This is a genomic window from Paenibacillus aurantiacus (genome assembly GCF_042431225.1).
GTDB lineage: Bacteria > Bacillota > Bacilli > Paenibacillales > Paenibacillaceae > Paenibacillus_Z > Paenibacillus_Z aurantiacus.
The window spans coordinates 448,975-464,370 of sequence record NZ_JBHMDO010000047.1; the positions used below are offsets into that span (position 1 = coordinate 448,975).

Below are 15,396 nucleotides of genomic sequence, written 5' to 3' on the forward strand. Positions count from 1 at the left end.
GCTATAACCCAGGTGAGTCATTACGACTTCTTCGTCTTTACCAATTCCATTGACCCATTCGCCTTGGGAATTTGTCCATACTTCGTACGACATAAAGCCAACGGCATACCTCTCGGTGGGGCCGCCGCCATTCTTTACAGGAGTTATATATGAGTTCCCGCCAATTTGTCCGTTAGCATCCACCATTTTTAGTCCGTAAAAAAAATTAAGAATTAGTGATGTGATTAGTATGATGTTGAGGCCAGTTTTAGTCTGTCGCAATTAATGCCTACCTCCAAGGGTTTTTCAACATTACCATAGTTTCGTATCCCATGTGGATCCCTACATAACTTACTTTCTTAATGGACATCTCTTTATAGTCCCGATCGTTTTTATCCAAATCACTTCTATCTACAATTGGATAGTAATTCAATCGGTACCCATTTTCAGGATAGCGTAAATATGTTGGGGAATACCGATTTCTGAGAGTTTCTTTCGGTCCAACAAAATAGAGATTGGTTACGGCGATTCCTGTATCGGTAGAGCTGACACGAATATATGACGCGCCTTTATTATCCTTTGCTAAGTCCAGTCTATAAAAGGTTGTTCCTTGGAATTGAAAAGGGAAAGCTTCTTGATTGATAATTGTCACCTTGTTAATTTGTTTTCCGGTATCGGTAAGCATACTAGGGCTGTCCTTGAAGTATTTGAGGTATGGCTGAAGACTACTAGCATCTGGTGCAATTTTCTTGAATTCTGGTACTTCTTTGCTGCCAACCCACACAAATTTAAGAGTTGAATCCCATTCGACAGATACGTTTAGCAGGTTGACTACTTGGAGGGGAACGAGAATTCTTCCGCTTTCGGACTGAACGGTTTCGTTAAGCTCTACAGACTTTCCGTTTACAACAGCGATCTGACTTCCGATCGTCAGCAGAATATTAGTTTTAATATTATTTATCTGAAGTGTTTTTCCTGAAAGGGCGAAGTTGACTCCGAGTTTTTCCCCGATGAAGCGAATGGGGACCAAGACGGCACCATTAGATATCTTCGGTTGAACATCTGATGATAAAACACGAGCGTTAAACAATACTTTTACCGGCATATTCGAACTAACGATTTTGGGAAGTGCAGCCGATGCTTGACCCGCCCCGAACGACCCGATTGTAGCGCCGAGCAATGCAGCTGCTGCGACCGCCTTCAATGTATTTCTCATTTTGTTCATCCTCTCGTATTAGCGGTTCTTTTACCGATAGAACCCGTTATGTAGTTAACACGTGTTTAGTCGCGTCCTGGCTGTCGTCTATTTCCCAAGTTCAGCCAATAAAGCCGACGCCTTCCCGCCGTTAGCCTCGACCATAAAATCAATAGATTCGATGTTCTTTTGCGTAAGAACAAAAGCGGCATTGGTCGTCAGGCTCTCCCCTGGCCCCAGCCGCCAGGCCATAAGCAATTCAGGGCTGTTCAAAGCCTGAAGGTATTCCTTCTTGACCGACGTCGCCGGAAGCGCAACCCTCTTGTCGCTATTGATCAGAAAGGCAAACTTCGGCGTAAAATCCTGATAATCGAATCCAATACTCTTATCCGTTTGATTGCTCAAAGTGAGCTGTACGTTGGCTAAATAATAGGGCGTTCCAAAATAGGACAGCTCATACTGCTTCTGCAGCTCTCTAGCTTCCGCCGAATCAATCGGATAAATCTCGAACTTGCCTACCGTGGCGCTAAATCCACCAGAGTCGACCGTAACCGGCAACGGTTTGGCCTGTACCAGCTTATAGCGTGCGTAATTGTTCTCCTTCGCGGAGATAAAATAGACCGTTCCCGTCCGGGCATACCACTGGACGTTGTATCCCAGCGCTTCTCCGATATATCGTGCCGGTAAATAGGTGACGCCATTTCTAGCAGAAGCGACCGTATCCATGACGACTTTCTTTCCATCCACGAGCAGGTATTTCTGCCCAAGAGGCACATCAATTTTCTTTGTAGCAGACGCAAGTCTTGCATGCTTGGTCTTCACGTCATAACTGACCTGAATCCCACTCAACGCCCGCTGAACATGACGCAGCGAAACAAGGTTTCTCCCGTCCATGTTGATGTATGGCGCTTCGGCGGCGGAATTCGCGAGCACCTTCGTCCCATCCACGTTCAACGTCACAGACCGTGGCTTGGCCATGGCACCAGACGTAATCGCGATCACCGCAGAACAGCACATTACAAGCAGCGTCCCTCGAGTTAGCCGTCTTCTCTTTTTCTCCCAATCGCCCCCACAACTAGATTCATTCAGCTGACAGACTAGCATCACAAGAAGATTCCGATCCCATCGAATACGCGGTTTTCTCTTTCCGTACAAAACTCTTTCAAATTCCTCCATCACATTCTACCACCACTTCTTTCCTATAGCGACATATAATGACAAAAAAGCACCCGCCAATACGCCCAAAACGAGCCTATCAGCAGGTGCTTCCTGTCCGCAGTCCTATAACGTTATACCTATGTTGCTCCCATCATACCGCACGACCTTACTGGAAGCAAGACCCAAAATCAAGCGGATCTCGTATATAAACGCCAATTTCCTTTAACGAATACGACCGCCTATACCTGTTCGAACCCGCTCTCCCTCAGCAATGCCAGCCATCGCTGGGCGGAATGCTCCCACGTAAACGCGTTCTCTACCCGCTCCCGGCTCTTCAAGCCCATGAACAAGCGCAAATCTTCGCTTCGCAGCAGCTCCAGCAGCCGCTGTTCCAACTCGTACTCAACGAACTCGGGCGAGACGAGAAAGCCGGTTACCCCGTCCTCGATAATCTCTTTCATCCCACCGGCGCGGGTGGCGACGACGGGCAAGCCGGAGGACATTGCTTCGACGTTGACGAGGCCGAACGCTTCCCGATTCGCGGAAGGCACGACGGCGATATCGGCAGCGATAAACCAGTCCGATACTTCCGTATGCGGCACATAAGGAACGAACTTGACATGGTTGCGATACTTGGCGCCAAGTCGTTGCAGCATCCGCGTGTAAGCGGTCGTTCGGCTAGAGCCATAGAAAGCCCCGCCCACAATGACGAGCAGCACGGAAGGATGCTGCTCGATGAGCCGGGGCAGGATGCGAAGGAGATGATGAACGCCTTTGATGGGGATTAGCCGGCCTAGAAACATCACGACGCTGCGCCCTTCCCATCCTCTCGCCGCCCGAAGGGCATGGCGTCTCGCCGCGCCTTCCGGCGTGTGCTGGGACGGGAACCGCGCAAGATCCACGCCGGGATAGACGACGCTGACTTTACAGGCTGCCCACGGCACTCTGCGTATGACGTCATCGCGCAGAAATTCGCTGTTGACGATAATGCGCTCGGCGAGCGCGAAACTTCGCTCCAAATGGCGGCGGGTAATCGCTTTGCCGCTAATGAAGGTGGAAGAGTGCAAATGCAGCCAAACCCGGCTTCTCGGCCGTCGTTTCTTCAGGCGCAGCACGTATATAGGGCGGTTCTCGACTTCGATGATATCCGGCTCAAGCCGCATCAATGACGATTGCACATGCGCCATATATTTGCGCTTGTCAGCGCCCGGGTAACGGATGCAGCGCGCCCCATTCAGCATCCCGCTGCGAGCAAGCGACCGGCCGCTCCGGCCATAGATAGTTGCATCGATCGTCGGCACCAGCCGCGGCACGAGCTTCTCCACGACGCGCTCCACCGAACCGCCGTTCGGCGAAGGCAGCGGGAAAGCTCCTGGCGTGACAAATGCGATGCGAGGACGTGTCATGACGGAATCAGCTCCTTCTCGCATAGCTAGCTCGTTTAGCTTACGAAGCTGTCCATCATATGGAAACGGCGACTCCCTATAGACTCGCAGAGTTCGGCTTTTATCCCGCGTAACTAATGCCCTATCTATCGCTCTATTCTCCCGGATTCCTCGTCATTTCCCCCGTTTGCCCATCGATTCCATCAGCCGGCTGAAGCCGAATACCGCCAAATATGCCGACCCGCCCAAGAACAGCTCATTCAGGAAAATTTCGTGCACCGTGGTCATCAGCACCTCGTCGTCGACGATGATTTCGATCACCTTGCCGCCGCTGACCGCCACGACGATCGCATAGGCGACCAGCGCTGCCAAATTAGCAGCCGACCGCCAAATGCCTCCCAGTTTGCGCAGCAGAAACACGAGAGCCCCGCCGATAACGGTGCCGATCAGTACCAACCATTCCATCCTATCACCTCTATTCGCCAGCATAGGCAAAAGGGTGAAGGAACAAACCTGTGCCACGGTCCATCCAGGAACGAACGACGGCCATTCTGGTTAAGCCTGCTTATGCGCCACGAGTTCGCCGCAGCGTCCACATAGCTAAATAACCATGAATTCCATGATCATCCAAACATTGGGTTTCCAGCTCAGGCCATGATCAAGTCCCAGAATGTATTGATTAAACATCCGCGATATGTCAAACTAGTCGAAGTACGGCAAGCATCATCGTTTGAACATAGGAAGGACGTGAACGACGGGCATGACCAAATGGCTGCTCCGATCCATGACCGAGCTCAGCTCCCGCAAGTGGATCTCGCAAATTACCGGACGATTCGCGCAATCGTCTGCCAGCCGGCGCTTTATACCGAAATTCGCTGCCATGTACGGCATCCGCGTCGAAGAAGCCGAGAAGGCATTGCATGAATATAGCTCGCTGAACGAATTTTTCACCAGAAGGCTGAAACCGGGCATGCGCTTGATCGACGCCGCAACCGAAGCGGTCGCAAGTCCCGTAGATGCGCTCATTACAGGCGCGGGACCGATCGAAGCCGGTACCATTCTGAATGTGAAAGGTCAGGATTACACGGTGGACGAGCTGCTCAATCGCTCTCCCCGTACCGAGAACTACAAGCATGGCTATTATATCGTGCTCTACTTGAGTCCGACGGATTATCATCGCATCCATACCCCCGTGACCGGCGCCGTCGTCGAGCGCGAGCACGTGCCGGGCAAAGTATATCCGGTTAACGAATTCGGTCTCCGCCACATGAAACGGGTGCTTAGCCGCAACGAACGCCTGATTACGTATATCCGTTCGGATGCAGGCGAGATGGCTGTCGTCAAAGTCGGCGCTATGAACGTTAGCAGCATCAAATACGCAGAGCCCCGCCGCGACCAAGTCGAGAAAGGCGACGAGCTCGCATATTTCGAATTCGGATCCACCGTCGTCCTTCTCACCGAAGACGACACTTTCATCCCGCGCGAAGATCTGAAGGTGGGACTGAAGGTACGGATGGGCGAACGGCTTGGCGTACTCGTCGGGAATTAACGGCCGCGCGTTTCCCTCTATCCTCATGAAAAAGCCGCCTGAACGCAGCAGCCGAATCTTCCGGTTGCCGTCCAGGCGGCTTTCTCTCTATCAGCCTTCGCCGAACAGCGCGATCGCCGCGGCTTCGATACCGGCGACGCCTTCCACGATCAACTCCTCGCCCAAATGCGCGAAGCCGAACAGCGCGCAGCGCGTATCCGGGCCTTCTGATCGGTCGTCTACCCCACCGGCGGCGTCCGGCCAATCCGACACGCCTTTGAGCATATGTTCCACCCAGTACCGCGATCCGTCCGTCCACCCGATGCCCTGCTCTCCACATGCCTCCTTCAGCCGGTCGTAATCCTCCGGTCGGCCAAGCCAATACGCAAACAGATGCAGTCCGGCATCCGTATCGACGAACGTGAACCAGCGGGACAGACGCTTGCTCATCTCGCGCCGCAGTCGATGCAGCCTTCGGCCGCTGACCCGCCGGATGCGTCGGATATGACGATCATAAGCGCCGCTCGTGATGAATGCGGCGAGCGCCCGCTGCGCCTCGGGAGCGCTGGACGACGGCTCGAACAACATTTTCGCCCGGCGGAACGGTTCCACCAGCAGCTCCGGCAGCAGCGCGTACCCGATCCGCTGCTCGCCGAGCATCGTACGGGAGAACGTGCCAATATAGACGACGCGGTCCTCGCGGTCCTGCGCCTTGAGCGGTTCGTTCGGACGGCCGCTCCAGCGGAATGTGCTGTCGTAATCGTCCTCGATGACGACGGCGCCCTGCCGGGAAGCCCAGTCCAGCAGCGTCTTGCGCCGGTCCGATGACAGAACGGCTCCAGTCGGAAAATGGCGTGTCGGCGTCACGAACAGCAGACGGGCCTTCCACTCCGCCGGCACGATGCCCTCGCCGTCCACGCGCGCGGGTACAAGCCTCCCTCCCGCTGCCTGAACCGCCCTTACGATGCCGCCATAGGTCGGGTTCTCGATGACGGCCGCGTCTCCCGGGCTTAACAGCAGCATCGCGAGCAAGCCAATCGCCTGCATCGATCCGTTCGTCAGCACGATACGCGACGCATCCGCCCGAATGCCCCTCTCTCGCCGAAGCTGGACGGCAATGGCTTCGCGCAGCGGATAGTACCCTTCGCCCGGCAAAGCGTTCCGCTTGCCACCCGCTCCTCGGACTTCCGCGTACATCGCTTTCTTCCATTCCGCTTCGGGAAATAAGTCACGCGCATGGCCATTCGTCTCGAAATCGATGCGCAGCCGCGACCGATGACGGTTGTGCTCCGCATACCCGGCGGCCTGTAGACGCTCCCCCCATGAGGATAATCGAATTGGCGCGGCGTCCTCCTCTTGTTCCGCCTTCTTCAGGCTGGCGCCCGCTGGCCGATAAGAGACGAAGGTCCCGCTGCCCGCCTCCGTCCGTACATAGCCATCTGCGTACAGCATGTCGTAAGCTTGATTCACAGCTCCCCGCGACAGCCCGTATTCGGCCGCGATCGCCCGGCTGGAGGGCAATCGCATCCCCTCTCGCACGAGGCCGCTGACGATTGCGTCCCGTATCGCCTGGTAAAGCGCCTCCGTCTTACGTCCGTATGCCACGTAATAGCGTTCATATCCCGGCCGAACATTCATGACCTCCAACCTCCGCCCCTAACTGGTACATTAAAATCACTCTAGATTGGATCTTTTTAATTGTCAATGTTCGCGGTACGATCGCTACTAACGAATCTAGAGAGGATGGCGGGGCCATGCGAAGACAAGAATTCCAAATGCAGCAAGAACAAGAAGAAGAGATCACGTCGTTTCTCGAGGAGATGAGCTTTGGCTTTCTTGGCCTCGTAGACGAGGACGGAACGCCGATCGTCACGCCGCTTAATTATGCGTACGCCGGAGGCAAGCTGTATTTTCACGGCAGCCGGATCGGCGAGAAAATGACTGCCCTGCGCGGGGGTTCGAAGACGACCTTCGCCGTCGCCAAAGAATACGCCGTTATTCCGTCCTACTTCTCAGACCCGCTGATGGCTTGTCCGGCGACGAGCTACTTCAAATCCGTCCGCATCGACGGCGAAGCCTTCATCGTCGACGACCCGCGCGAGAAGGCGTTCGCGCTCGAAGCGCTTATGCGCAAGCTCCAGCCCGAAGGGGGCTATAAGCCAATCGACGCCGACGATTCCGATTACGCGTCGCGGTTGAAGGGCGTCGCGGTCGTTCGGATAGATCCCGTTAACGTCATCGGTAAATTCAAGTTCGGTCAGAACTTGAAGCCGCAGCCTCGCCATGCCATCGAGAACGGATTGCTCGAGCGCGCTAACGAATATGACGCCGAGACGGTGGAGCTCATGCGACGTTACTGCCCGGCCCACCAGCAGCCGTTTGACTGAACCGCATGACGAAAAAGCCCGCCAAGGTCTTAACGGACCTCGGACGGGCTTTTGCCGGTATATTGCTTGAATTGGCGGCTGAAGAAGAAAATGTCCCGGTACCCGAGCGCATCGGCCACCTCGGTCACGTTCATTCCCGCATGCATCAGCAGATGCTGCGCGCGTTCAATGCGGGTTCGGATCATGTACGTCTGTACGGAGACGCCGACGATGTCTTTGAATTTGATCGAGAAGTAACGCGGCGACAGCTGCGCGCGAAGCGCCAGATCCTCTACCCGGTGCGCCGCGCCGGGATTTTGCCGGATGAAGTTCGCAATTTCGTGAATCGCTTCGGTCAGCTGGTTGCTCGCCTTGCGTTCTACTGGGCCTGTGCCGATAATATCGTCGCGCAATAGCAGAATCATCAGCTGTTTCAGAATCAACTTCGCCTCTTCTTCGGCCGCATACGTGTTCACGAGGAACAGCCGGACGTATCGCGAGAGCAAATGCTCGAAATCGACCGTCTCGGCCAACACGCGGTACGGCTCTGGCACAAGCGTTGCCGGTTCGCTGACGTCGAAGTGAATATAAGTGAGAATAAGCGGCTTCTGCGGATTATGCGTCGCGCTTGTATGGTCGCCTGGCCGGAAGAGAAAACAGCTGCCTTTTCCAACCTGGAACGGTTCATCGTTAAGCACGACTTCCCCTTCGCCGCTCCAGACATAGAATAAATCATAATTGGCCATCGGCTTTTCGCGTTTTTGCCATTTCCAGCCGGGCTCGCATACGATTTTAGCAAAGGCGGGTTTTAAGATATAACTTGATGGCGGAAGACGAAGCACCGCGAAAATTCCTCCAATCCGTTCGGTCGTTCATGTCGATGTCATTCTACACCGGGCCGCCGCGATTCGCAAGGGATCGACGTAACGGCAACCGATAGGCGCGAACATTCCATGAAAAATTGCGAAGCTTATGCTTCCGATGCAGCATTTTCTCGAAATTGTTCGTAAAGCGAACATTCATTGAGAAAATTATGCTTACGAAGCCCGCAATTTTTCGTTTATGTTCGTAAAGCGAACATTCCATGAAAAATTGCGAAGCTTATGCTTCCGATGCAACATTTTCTCGAAATTGTTCGTAAAGCGAACATTCATTGAGAAAATGCTTTGAAATGTTAAATATTTATCAATTTTCGCCCTTCTTTCATGAGCTTCCGCCTTGAAATAGTGATATAATATCACCTAAATGGTTTTCAACCTGGGAACCCAAACCTACGAACCAATTTGTGGAAGGATGGAATGAGTGCAATGAACCCACTTGCCCAACAGCTGAACGCGACGATCGAACGTGAAAATCCGCACATTTACGCGATGTTGTCGTCCCTCGGCAAAGCGATTTATTTTCCGAAAGTCGGCATCCTAAGCCAATCCGCGGAAGCGAAATCGAAAGCGAAGAAGTTCAACGCCACAATCGGCATCGCGACCGAAGGCGGCCAGCCGATGCATCTGAAGGTCATTCAAGATACGTTGTCCGCGTACAATCCGAAGGACATTTACGAATATGCGCCTCCTGCGGGCAAGCCCGAGCTGCGCGCAGCCTGGCGCGAGAAGATGATCAAAGAGAACCCTTCGCTCACGGGCAAAAGCTTCGGCAATCCGGTCGTCACGAACGCGCTGACGCACGGCCTTAGCATCGTGGCCGATCTGTTCGCCGACGCCGGCGACGCCCTGGTCATTCCGAACAAGAACTGGGAGAACTACGAGCTCACCTTCGGCATCCGCCGCGGCGCCGAGATCGTCGAGTACCCGCTGTACAACGAAGAAGAGCGCTTCAATAGCGCCGGTCTTCGCGAAGCGCTGCTCGCGCAGAAGAGCAAAGGCAAGGCGATCGTCGTCCTCAACTTCCCGAACAATCCGACCGGCTACACGCCGAACGCGAAGGAAGGCGAAGAGATTGTCGCCGCGATTCGCGACGCCGCCGAAGCCGGCGTGAACGTCGTCGTCGTGACGGACGATGCCTACTTCGGTCTCTTCTTCGAAGACTCGCTGCAGGAATCGCTGTTCGGCAAGCTGGCCGATCTGCATGAGCGGGTTCTGGCGATCAAGGTCGACGGCGCAACCAAAGAAGAGTACGTCTGGGGCTTCCGCGTCGGCTTCATCACGTTCGCCAGCGCATCGGAGTCGCTGCTTGCGGCGCTCGAACAGAAGACGCTGGGCATTATTCGCGCCACGATCTCGAGCTGTTCGCATCCTTCCCAGACGTTCGTCCTCCACGCGCTGCAATCGCCGGAATTCGAAGCGCAGAAGGCCGAGAAGTTCAACATCATGAAAGGCCGCGCCAACCGCGTCAAGGAGCTGCTCGACAGCGGACGTTACGGTGACGTATGGGGTTATTACCCGTTCAACTCCGGCTACTTCATGTGCTTGAAGCTGAAAGACGTCACCGCCGAGACCGTCCGTCAGCGCCTGCTCGACGAATACGGCATCGGTACGATCGCCTTGGGCGAGACCGATCTGCGCGTCGCGTTCTCCTGCATCGAAGAGCCATACCTGGAAGAGCTGTATGACTCGATCTACAAAGCCGTGCAAGACGTGACCGTGACGAGCAAATAAATACATGAATCAATAAAGCCGCTGATCCGGATGCCCGGACAGCGGCTTTATCTTGTTATGAAGTTACCATAGCCGTTAGGACGCGGTCTCGGTCACAGCCTCCGTAGAGGCACTGTCCGTCGCGGCCTCATCCTGAATGCTGCCTGCGTTCCCGTCCGTAGACGTCGCGTTATCCCCGCCCGATTCGGCCGCTTTCTTCGCTTTCTCGGCTTCTTGGGCTTTGCGCGCCTTATCCAGCGCCTGCTGCCCGCTCAATTCGATTGCCTGCAGCGCCTCGTCCAAGGTTTGGCTGCCCGCTTGTACCGCCTTCAGCTCCTTCTCCGCATTGTCGAAGAACGGTGTATAGAACTCTCCCGGAATGTTGGTGTTATAATCGTTCGATTCCCGAGGCTTCAGCGCGTAGAACGGCTCCAGATTTACGTCGCCCTTCACCTTGTTCTTGTTATACTGCGTGCGTGTCAGCAAGCTGCCGCTCTGCGTCCGCGAGAGCAGCTTCGCCGCCTGGTCGCCGTTAATATATTTGACGAGCTGCCAGGCCGCCTTCGGATTCGCCGCCTTGGCGTTCACCGCATAGATTTCCGACAGATCGAGCGTCGTGCCCGTGCCTGGATTGGCCGGATCGACCGGCTCCGTCAGCAGCCCCCATGTGAACGGCTTATAGTCCTTATTGTAATCGCCTGCGCGGCTGAGCTCGTCCATGTAATAGGAGCCGTTCATCGTCATCGCGGCTTTGCCGGACAGGAACTTGTCCCGTTCCATGTAATTCGAATAACTGCCGTCCCCCGACGTGTTGCCTTCCAATTCGGGCGAATACAGCGCGCCGGATTTGACCGCGGATAAGGTCATCTCGTACACGCGTTTCCAGCCGTCCGTGTGAATCGAGATTTTCGTCGCGGCGGGATCGATGTAACGGAGTCCCTCCGTATTGCCGATCATCATGCCCATGTTCGTCAAATTCCCATACCCATATGAGAACCCGTACACCCGCTCCTTCTTGTCGCCGCCCGTCGGGAACCGTTTCGCCAGCTCGAATACCTCCTGCCAGCTCAAACTCTTGTCTGGCAGCGGCACGCCGTACTTATCGAATAAGTCCTTATTGTAGAATAGCGCCTGGCTGTAGAAGAATGGAGACAGGCCATACAGCTTGCCGCCGCCTTTCTCCTTCATCCGCTCTACAGCGGCAGGCAGCAGATCGGCGCTCTTGAAGTCTTCTTCCTCCAGCATCGCATCCAGCTCGGTCAGCTTGTTCTCTTCGGCGAACTTCACGTATTGATCCATGCTGAGCATGAGGACGTCGGGCTGCTCTTTCTCGATGAAATCCGCGAACGCCTTCTCGTAATCCGTCACGCCCTCGCCGTAGAGCGAACGCATGCTTAACACTTCAATCTCGACGTTCGGGAACTTCGTGTTGAACAAATTGCCGTATTGCTGGAAAAACCACGATTCGTCATGCGCCATCACCTTCAGCGTCCCGGCTTCCTCCTCGTCCATCGAGAAGGCGGAGTCATTCCCGCCCGCGCAGCCCGTAACGAGCAGCGACAACGACAAGACTGACGGCAAGGACCATTTCAAAGCTTTCATTCGTTACCTCCTATTAATTTAATCCCCTAGATTTTACCATCCTCGTTCTATTTGTCAAATTTTGATAGAGTTGCATAGATACCGCCTTGACTCGCGCACGTCAAAAAGGCTCTCCATCCGGAACCGCATTCCGCGATGGAGAGCCTCATGTTCAGCCGGTTAGAACAGCCATTTGCCATCCTTCTGCACCAATTCGCCGTCGAGATAGATCTCGCCGCCGTCCTTCAAGCTTCGGATCATATCCCAATGAATGAGCGATTCATTGCCCGGTCCGCCCGCTTCGTACGCCCGGCCGAGCGCCAGATGGACCGACCCGCCGATCTTCTCGTCGAACAAAATTTCCTTCGTCGGCCGCTCGATGCCGAAGTTGCAGCCGATGCCGAGCTCGCCAAGGAACCGCGCGCCAGCGTCGGTGTCCAGCGCGGCGATCAGCGCTGCCTCGCCTTTCTCGGCGGAGCACTCAACGACGCGCCCCTGCTCGAAGCGCAGCCGGATGCCGGCAATCTCCTGACCGTTGAAGATCGTCGGCCATTCGTAATAGATATGGCCTTCGGTCAGTAGATGGTTCGGCGAGAAATAGAACTCGCCGTCCGGCACGTTGCGGTAGCCCGCGCACATGACGGCCTTACGCCCTTCGATGTCGACCGTCAGGTCCGTCTCCTTTGCGACGATACGCACCTTGGAAGCCGCGTTGAACTTCTCGGAAGCGGCCAGCATCGATTGGAGCATCGCCTCGTAATCCACGTTCACCGCGCTGTAGACGAAGTCCTCGTATTCTTCCAGCGACATGCCCGCGTCCATCGCCTGCGCTTGCGTCGGGAACATCGTGAGCACCCACCGGGCGCCGCCCTTCATCAAGTACTGGGACAGCTCCGCGGTCGCCTTCCGCCGGCGTTGAATGCGCAGCGGATCGACGTTCGTCAGCTCCTTGTTGTTCGCTTCGCCCAGTATGCGAATGACCGCGTCCGATTGCTCGTACAGCCATTTCATGACCTGAATGTCGTCCAGCTGTTCATCGGTGCCCTCCTGGATGAAGATGCGCTCGATCTCCGGCAGCGTCACCTGGGTGACCGGATGCCCGCCCGCTCGCAGGACCTCCTTGTACACGGCCCGAATGAGCGGCGCCGTCTCTGCTTCCCCGATGATAAGGACGCGTTCGCCCGGTTTGACTTTAATCGAATGGCCAACCAGCACTTTCGCCAGTTCGCCTACACGTGGATCCGCCATTTTCTTTCCTCCCCTTATATAAATAAGTTGACATTAGACTAGACAAAAGAGCGAAGAAAGAGAGATGAATCTGGAGAAGTGCAACGGTCGCCTTTGTGAGTGGATATCAACATTAGACTAATAAGATCAAGATATCCATGAACAACAGCGATCGGAAGATCATCACTCTAGCGAAGCGGTTCATTTGTCAGGTCATTAGATCGACTTATTTAGTCTTCTTCTTCCCAATCGGTTTTCATTTTGCGTCTAATTCTAGCTGGCCGTAGCAGCAGGATAAAGGCAAGTCCTACGGCCAGCGCCAACAGCGCTTGCACCGTCTGACCTAGCGTCGGCAGCAAGATCGCATGCGGCACAAACAGCAGCGCGGCGGCGATCAGGAACGCGAACCGGTCGACTCGAACGACGGCCGAAACCCGCTGCGTCTCCGGCAGCGGATAAACATGGCGCCAGACGGAATGCCGGTGCGACTGCGTGAGCGCCGACAACTGCAGGCCGACAAGCCAGACGAACAGCACGTAGACGCCAGCCGCCCCCCAACCGTTCCACAAACCGGCGTCCGCCGCGAGCATGCCGGAGAGCATGCCGAGCAGCGTCAGCCGGATCGCGATGCCGCCAAGCTCCGTCCGCATGAGCGTATGCGCGTAGAGATAGGTAAAAGCTTGCGCGTTCGAATACCGGATTCGGCTCGCGAGCCAGCTCAAGTATCCGCGGCGCGCCACTTGCGCCGTCTCCGCCGGTACGTCGGCGAACGCGCCGAAGAAGACGGTGTACCGGCGCTGCGTCCGCTTCTCCTCGGCGATCAGCGTCTGCCATGGCAGACGGTGCTTCGGTAGGCTCCGGTACAGCAGCGCGAGCAACACGATCGACGCCCCCGCCATGCTGCACGCGATCCAGAGACTGCTCTGCACGAAAGCCGCGGTGCATACAGCCGTTACGATCCACCTGGCGACTCGCATCCACCTTCTGCCGTTCCGCCACACCAGTCTGCGCTCCTGCCACGCAGCCGCGATGCTCAAGCCCTTCATTGCCAACACGGCGACGACCAGCGCAAGCGATGCGGTCTCCCCCGGCCCGCGCGTATAGATTGGCAGGTAGATGAGACAAACGATTAGTACGGCAATCAGACTCGGTATGCCGTTGTACCGGAATGAACGTCTTATGTAGCGGTGCATCTCGCCCTCGCGAGGCAGCAGGAATACGATATCCGCCTCTCGCAGCCAAGTCCGCAGCGGACTATACGCGATAACAGGCGTGAGCGCGGCCATACCGACCAACGTGAACGGAAAATCGGGCGGCATCGCCCGCAGCAGCGACGTATAGGACGCCAGCGCCGTCAGCAGCACCATGGCCGTGACGAACGGCACGCCGCTTCTGGCCATATCGACAAGATACGGCATGGAGCCTTTCCAGAACGACGACGACCGCTTGGCCCATATAGCTTCAATCGTTATTCGTTCCATCCGGGCCTCCTGGCGCCATCGTCAGCCGGTAGAACGCTTCCTCCAGCGACCGCTCGTCGCTTCGCATCCCGGCCGCCTCGCACACGTCCGATAACGTGCCGTAAGCGATCATCCGCCCGTGATGCAGCACGATGAAACGGTCGCAATACGACTCGACGGTCGACAGAATATGCGAGCTCATGAAGATCGCCGCGCCTTCCTGCTTCACCTCGACCAACTTATCCAGCAGCGACCGGATGCCCAGCGGATCCAGTCCCAGGAACGGCTCGTCGATAATGTACAGCGGCGGCCGAGCGAGCAGGGCGTTCATGATCATCACCTTCTGCCGCATCCCCTTCGAGAGATGGGCCGCGAAGGACTTCGTCTTCGGCTTCATGTGGAATTCGCCGAGCAGCGAGGCGGACAGCGTCTCGTAATCCCGCTCCTCCACGCCATAGGCCATGCCTGTCAGCCGAAGATGCTCCTCAACGGTCAGTTCGTCGAACAGGAGCGGCGTCTCCGGCACGTAGGCGAGCGCCGAGCGATACTGCTCCGGATTGTCCGCGAGCGTCTGTCCTTGAATGCGGACGTCGCCTTTGTGGGGGTGCATCAGACCGAGAATATGTTTGATCGCCGTGCTTTTGCCTGCGCCGTTCAAGCCGATCAGGCCAATCATCTCGCCAGGGTCCACCCGGAACGACAGATCGTGCAGCACGGGCTTGCGCGGACTATAACCGCCAGTCAACTGGCGGACTTCCAATACCGGATTCATCCAGCTCACCTCACTGTCCACCATTATACCGAAATTAAGCGAGTAAGGCGAAATGGCTAACGTCGTACTTGACGACACGATACCCTTCGCTTATTTTCTTGCCATTCAACGCCAAACCCCCGTCCGCCGGACATGCGCTGGGGAGCGCCGCCGG

Annotated in this window: 13 protein-coding genes; 3 read left to right on the plus strand and 10 right to left on the minus strand. The window is 55.8% G+C overall.

Annotation, left to right across the window (positions count from 1 at the left end; translation table 11 throughout):
* Positions 1 to 268: 268 nt before the first annotated feature.
* The 4 genes from ACFFSY_RS30295 to ACFFSY_RS30310 form a co-directional block, all read right to left on the minus strand.
* Positions 269 to 1,195 (minus strand): copper amine oxidase N-terminal domain-containing protein, encoded by a 927-nt coding sequence (locus ACFFSY_RS30295; protein ID WP_377501277.1) that lies wholly within the window; start codon positions 1,193 to 1,195, stop codon positions 269 to 271.
* Between the two features lie 87 nt (positions 1,196 to 1,282).
* Positions 1,283 to 2,350 carry a copper amine oxidase N-terminal domain-containing protein gene (locus tag ACFFSY_RS30300; RefSeq protein WP_377501279.1) on the minus strand — a complete coding sequence of 356 codons (1,068 nt, stop codon included), beginning with the start codon at positions 2,348 to 2,350 and terminating at the stop codon, positions 1,283 to 1,285.
* Positions 2,351 to 2,571: 221 nt separating this feature from the next.
* Complete coding sequence (locus tag ACFFSY_RS30305; RefSeq protein ID WP_377501281.1) at positions 2,572 to 3,738, minus strand: glycosyltransferase family 4 protein; 1,167 nt, start codon at positions 3,736 to 3,738, stop codon at positions 2,572 to 2,574.
* A gap of 153 nt (positions 3,739 to 3,891) precedes the next feature.
* On the minus strand, positions 3,892 to 4,182 hold the full coding sequence (locus tag ACFFSY_RS30310; RefSeq protein ID WP_377501283.1) for a hypothetical protein: 291 nt from the start codon (positions 4,180 to 4,182) through the stop codon (positions 3,892 to 3,894).
* Positions 4,183 to 4,477: 295 nt separating this feature from the next.
* Here ACFFSY_RS30310 and asd point away from each other — a divergent pair, with 295 nt between their 5' ends.
* Positions 4,478 to 5,266, plus strand: a complete 789-nt coding sequence (gene asd / locus ACFFSY_RS30315) for an archaetidylserine decarboxylase (protein ID WP_377501285.1) — start codon at positions 4,478 to 4,480, stop codon at positions 5,264 to 5,266.
* Positions 5,267 to 5,356: 90 nt separating this feature from the next.
* Here the strand turns inward: asd and pdxR are convergent, their stop codons facing one another.
* Positions 5,357 to 6,883 (minus strand): MocR-like pyridoxine biosynthesis transcription factor PdxR, encoded by a 1,527-nt coding sequence (gene pdxR / locus ACFFSY_RS30320; RefSeq protein WP_377501287.1) that lies wholly within the window; start codon positions 6,881 to 6,883, stop codon positions 5,357 to 5,359.
* A 116-nt stretch (positions 6,884 to 6,999) separates the two neighbouring features.
* Here pdxR and ACFFSY_RS30325 point away from each other — a divergent pair, with 116 nt between their 5' ends.
* Positions 7,000 to 7,632 carry a pyridoxamine 5'-phosphate oxidase family protein gene (locus ACFFSY_RS30325; protein ID WP_377501288.1) on the plus strand — a complete coding sequence of 211 codons (633 nt, stop codon included), beginning with the start codon at positions 7,000 to 7,002 and terminating at the stop codon, positions 7,630 to 7,632.
* Between the two features lie 29 nt (positions 7,633 to 7,661).
* Here the strand turns inward: ACFFSY_RS30325 and ACFFSY_RS30330 are convergent, their stop codons facing one another.
* Positions 7,662 to 8,453, minus strand: coding sequence for a helix-turn-helix transcriptional regulator (locus ACFFSY_RS30330; RefSeq protein WP_377501290.1), 792 nt, complete (start codon positions 8,451 to 8,453; stop codon positions 7,662 to 7,664).
* A gap of 465 nt (positions 8,454 to 8,918) precedes the next feature.
* Between ACFFSY_RS30330 and ACFFSY_RS30335 the strand changes: the two genes are divergently transcribed.
* Positions 8,919 to 10,223, plus strand: a complete 1,305-nt coding sequence (locus ACFFSY_RS30335; protein WP_377501575.1) for an aminotransferase class I/II-fold pyridoxal phosphate-dependent enzyme — start codon at positions 8,919 to 8,921, stop codon at positions 10,221 to 10,223.
* A 75-nt stretch (positions 10,224 to 10,298) separates the two neighbouring features.
* On the opposite strand, the gene ACFFSY_RS30340 is transcribed toward ACFFSY_RS30335, so the two are convergent.
* The 4 genes from ACFFSY_RS30340 to ACFFSY_RS30355 form a co-directional block, all read right to left on the minus strand.
* Positions 10,299 to 11,804, minus strand: coding sequence for an ABC transporter substrate-binding protein (locus ACFFSY_RS30340; protein ID WP_377501292.1), 1,506 nt, complete (start codon positions 11,802 to 11,804; stop codon positions 10,299 to 10,301).
* 159 nt (positions 11,805 to 11,963) lie between these two features.
* Positions 11,964 to 13,031 (minus strand): aminopeptidase, encoded by a 1,068-nt coding sequence (locus ACFFSY_RS30345; protein WP_377501294.1) that lies wholly within the window; start codon positions 13,029 to 13,031, stop codon positions 11,964 to 11,966.
* A 209-nt stretch (positions 13,032 to 13,240) separates the two neighbouring features.
* The gene (locus ACFFSY_RS30350; RefSeq protein ID WP_377501296.1) at positions 13,241 to 14,491 is read right to left on the minus strand and encodes an ABC transporter permease; all 1,251 of its coding nucleotides are present in this window, start codon (positions 14,489 to 14,491) and stop codon (positions 13,241 to 13,243) included.
* Positions 14,472 to 15,242: an ABC transporter ATP-binding protein gene (locus ACFFSY_RS30355; RefSeq protein WP_377501298.1), complete on the minus strand. Its 771-nt coding sequence runs from the start codon at positions 15,240 to 15,242 to the stop codon at positions 14,472 to 14,474. Before ACFFSY_RS30355 ends, ACFFSY_RS30350 begins: the two co-directional genes overlap by 20 nt.
* Positions 15,243 to 15,396: the final 154 nt, after the last annotated feature.

What these genes read in the sequence shown, in the direction of transcription:
- ACFFSY_RS30295 (WP_377501277.1), bottom strand. Translation starts at nt 1,195, where the DNA reads ATGAGAAATACATTGAAGGCGGTCGCAGCAGCTGCATTGCTCGGCGCT.
- ACFFSY_RS30300 (WP_377501279.1), bottom strand. Translation starts at nt 2,350, where the DNA reads ATGGAGGAATTTGAAAGAGTTTTGTACGGAAAGAGAAAACCGCGTATT.
- ACFFSY_RS30305 (WP_377501281.1), bottom strand. Translation starts at nt 3,738, where the DNA reads ATGACACGTCCTCGCATCGCATTTGTCACGCCAGGAGCTTTCCCGCTG.
- ACFFSY_RS30310 (WP_377501283.1), bottom strand. Translation starts at nt 4,182, where the DNA reads ATGGAATGGTTGGTACTGATCGGCACCGTTATCGGCGGGGCTCTCGTG.
- asd (WP_377501285.1), top strand. Translation starts at nt 4,478, where the DNA reads ATGACCAAATGGCTGCTCCGATCCATGACCGAGCTCAGCTCCCGCAAG.
- pdxR (WP_377501287.1), bottom strand. Translation starts at nt 6,883, where the DNA reads ATGAATGTTCGGCCGGGATATGAACGCTATTACGTGGCATACGGACGT.
- ACFFSY_RS30325 (WP_377501288.1), top strand. Translation starts at nt 7,000, where the DNA reads ATGCGAAGACAAGAATTCCAAATGCAGCAAGAACAAGAAGAAGAGATC.
- ACFFSY_RS30335 (WP_377501575.1), top strand. Translation starts at nt 8,919, where the DNA reads ATGAACCCACTTGCCCAACAGCTGAACGCGACGATCGAACGTGAAAAT.
- ACFFSY_RS30340 (WP_377501292.1), bottom strand. Translation starts at nt 11,804, where the DNA reads ATGAAAGCTTTGAAATGGTCCTTGCCGTCAGTCTTGTCGTTGTCGCTG.
- ACFFSY_RS30345 (WP_377501294.1), bottom strand. Translation starts at nt 13,031, where the DNA reads ATGGCGGATCCACGTGTAGGCGAACTGGCGAAAGTGCTGGTTGGCCAT.
- ACFFSY_RS30350 (WP_377501296.1), bottom strand. Translation starts at nt 14,491, where the DNA reads ATGGAACGAATAACGATTGAAGCTATATGGGCCAAGCGGTCGTCGTCG.
- ACFFSY_RS30355 (WP_377501298.1), bottom strand. Translation starts at nt 15,242, where the DNA reads ATGAATCCGGTATTGGAAGTCCGCCAGTTGACTGGCGGTTATAGTCCG.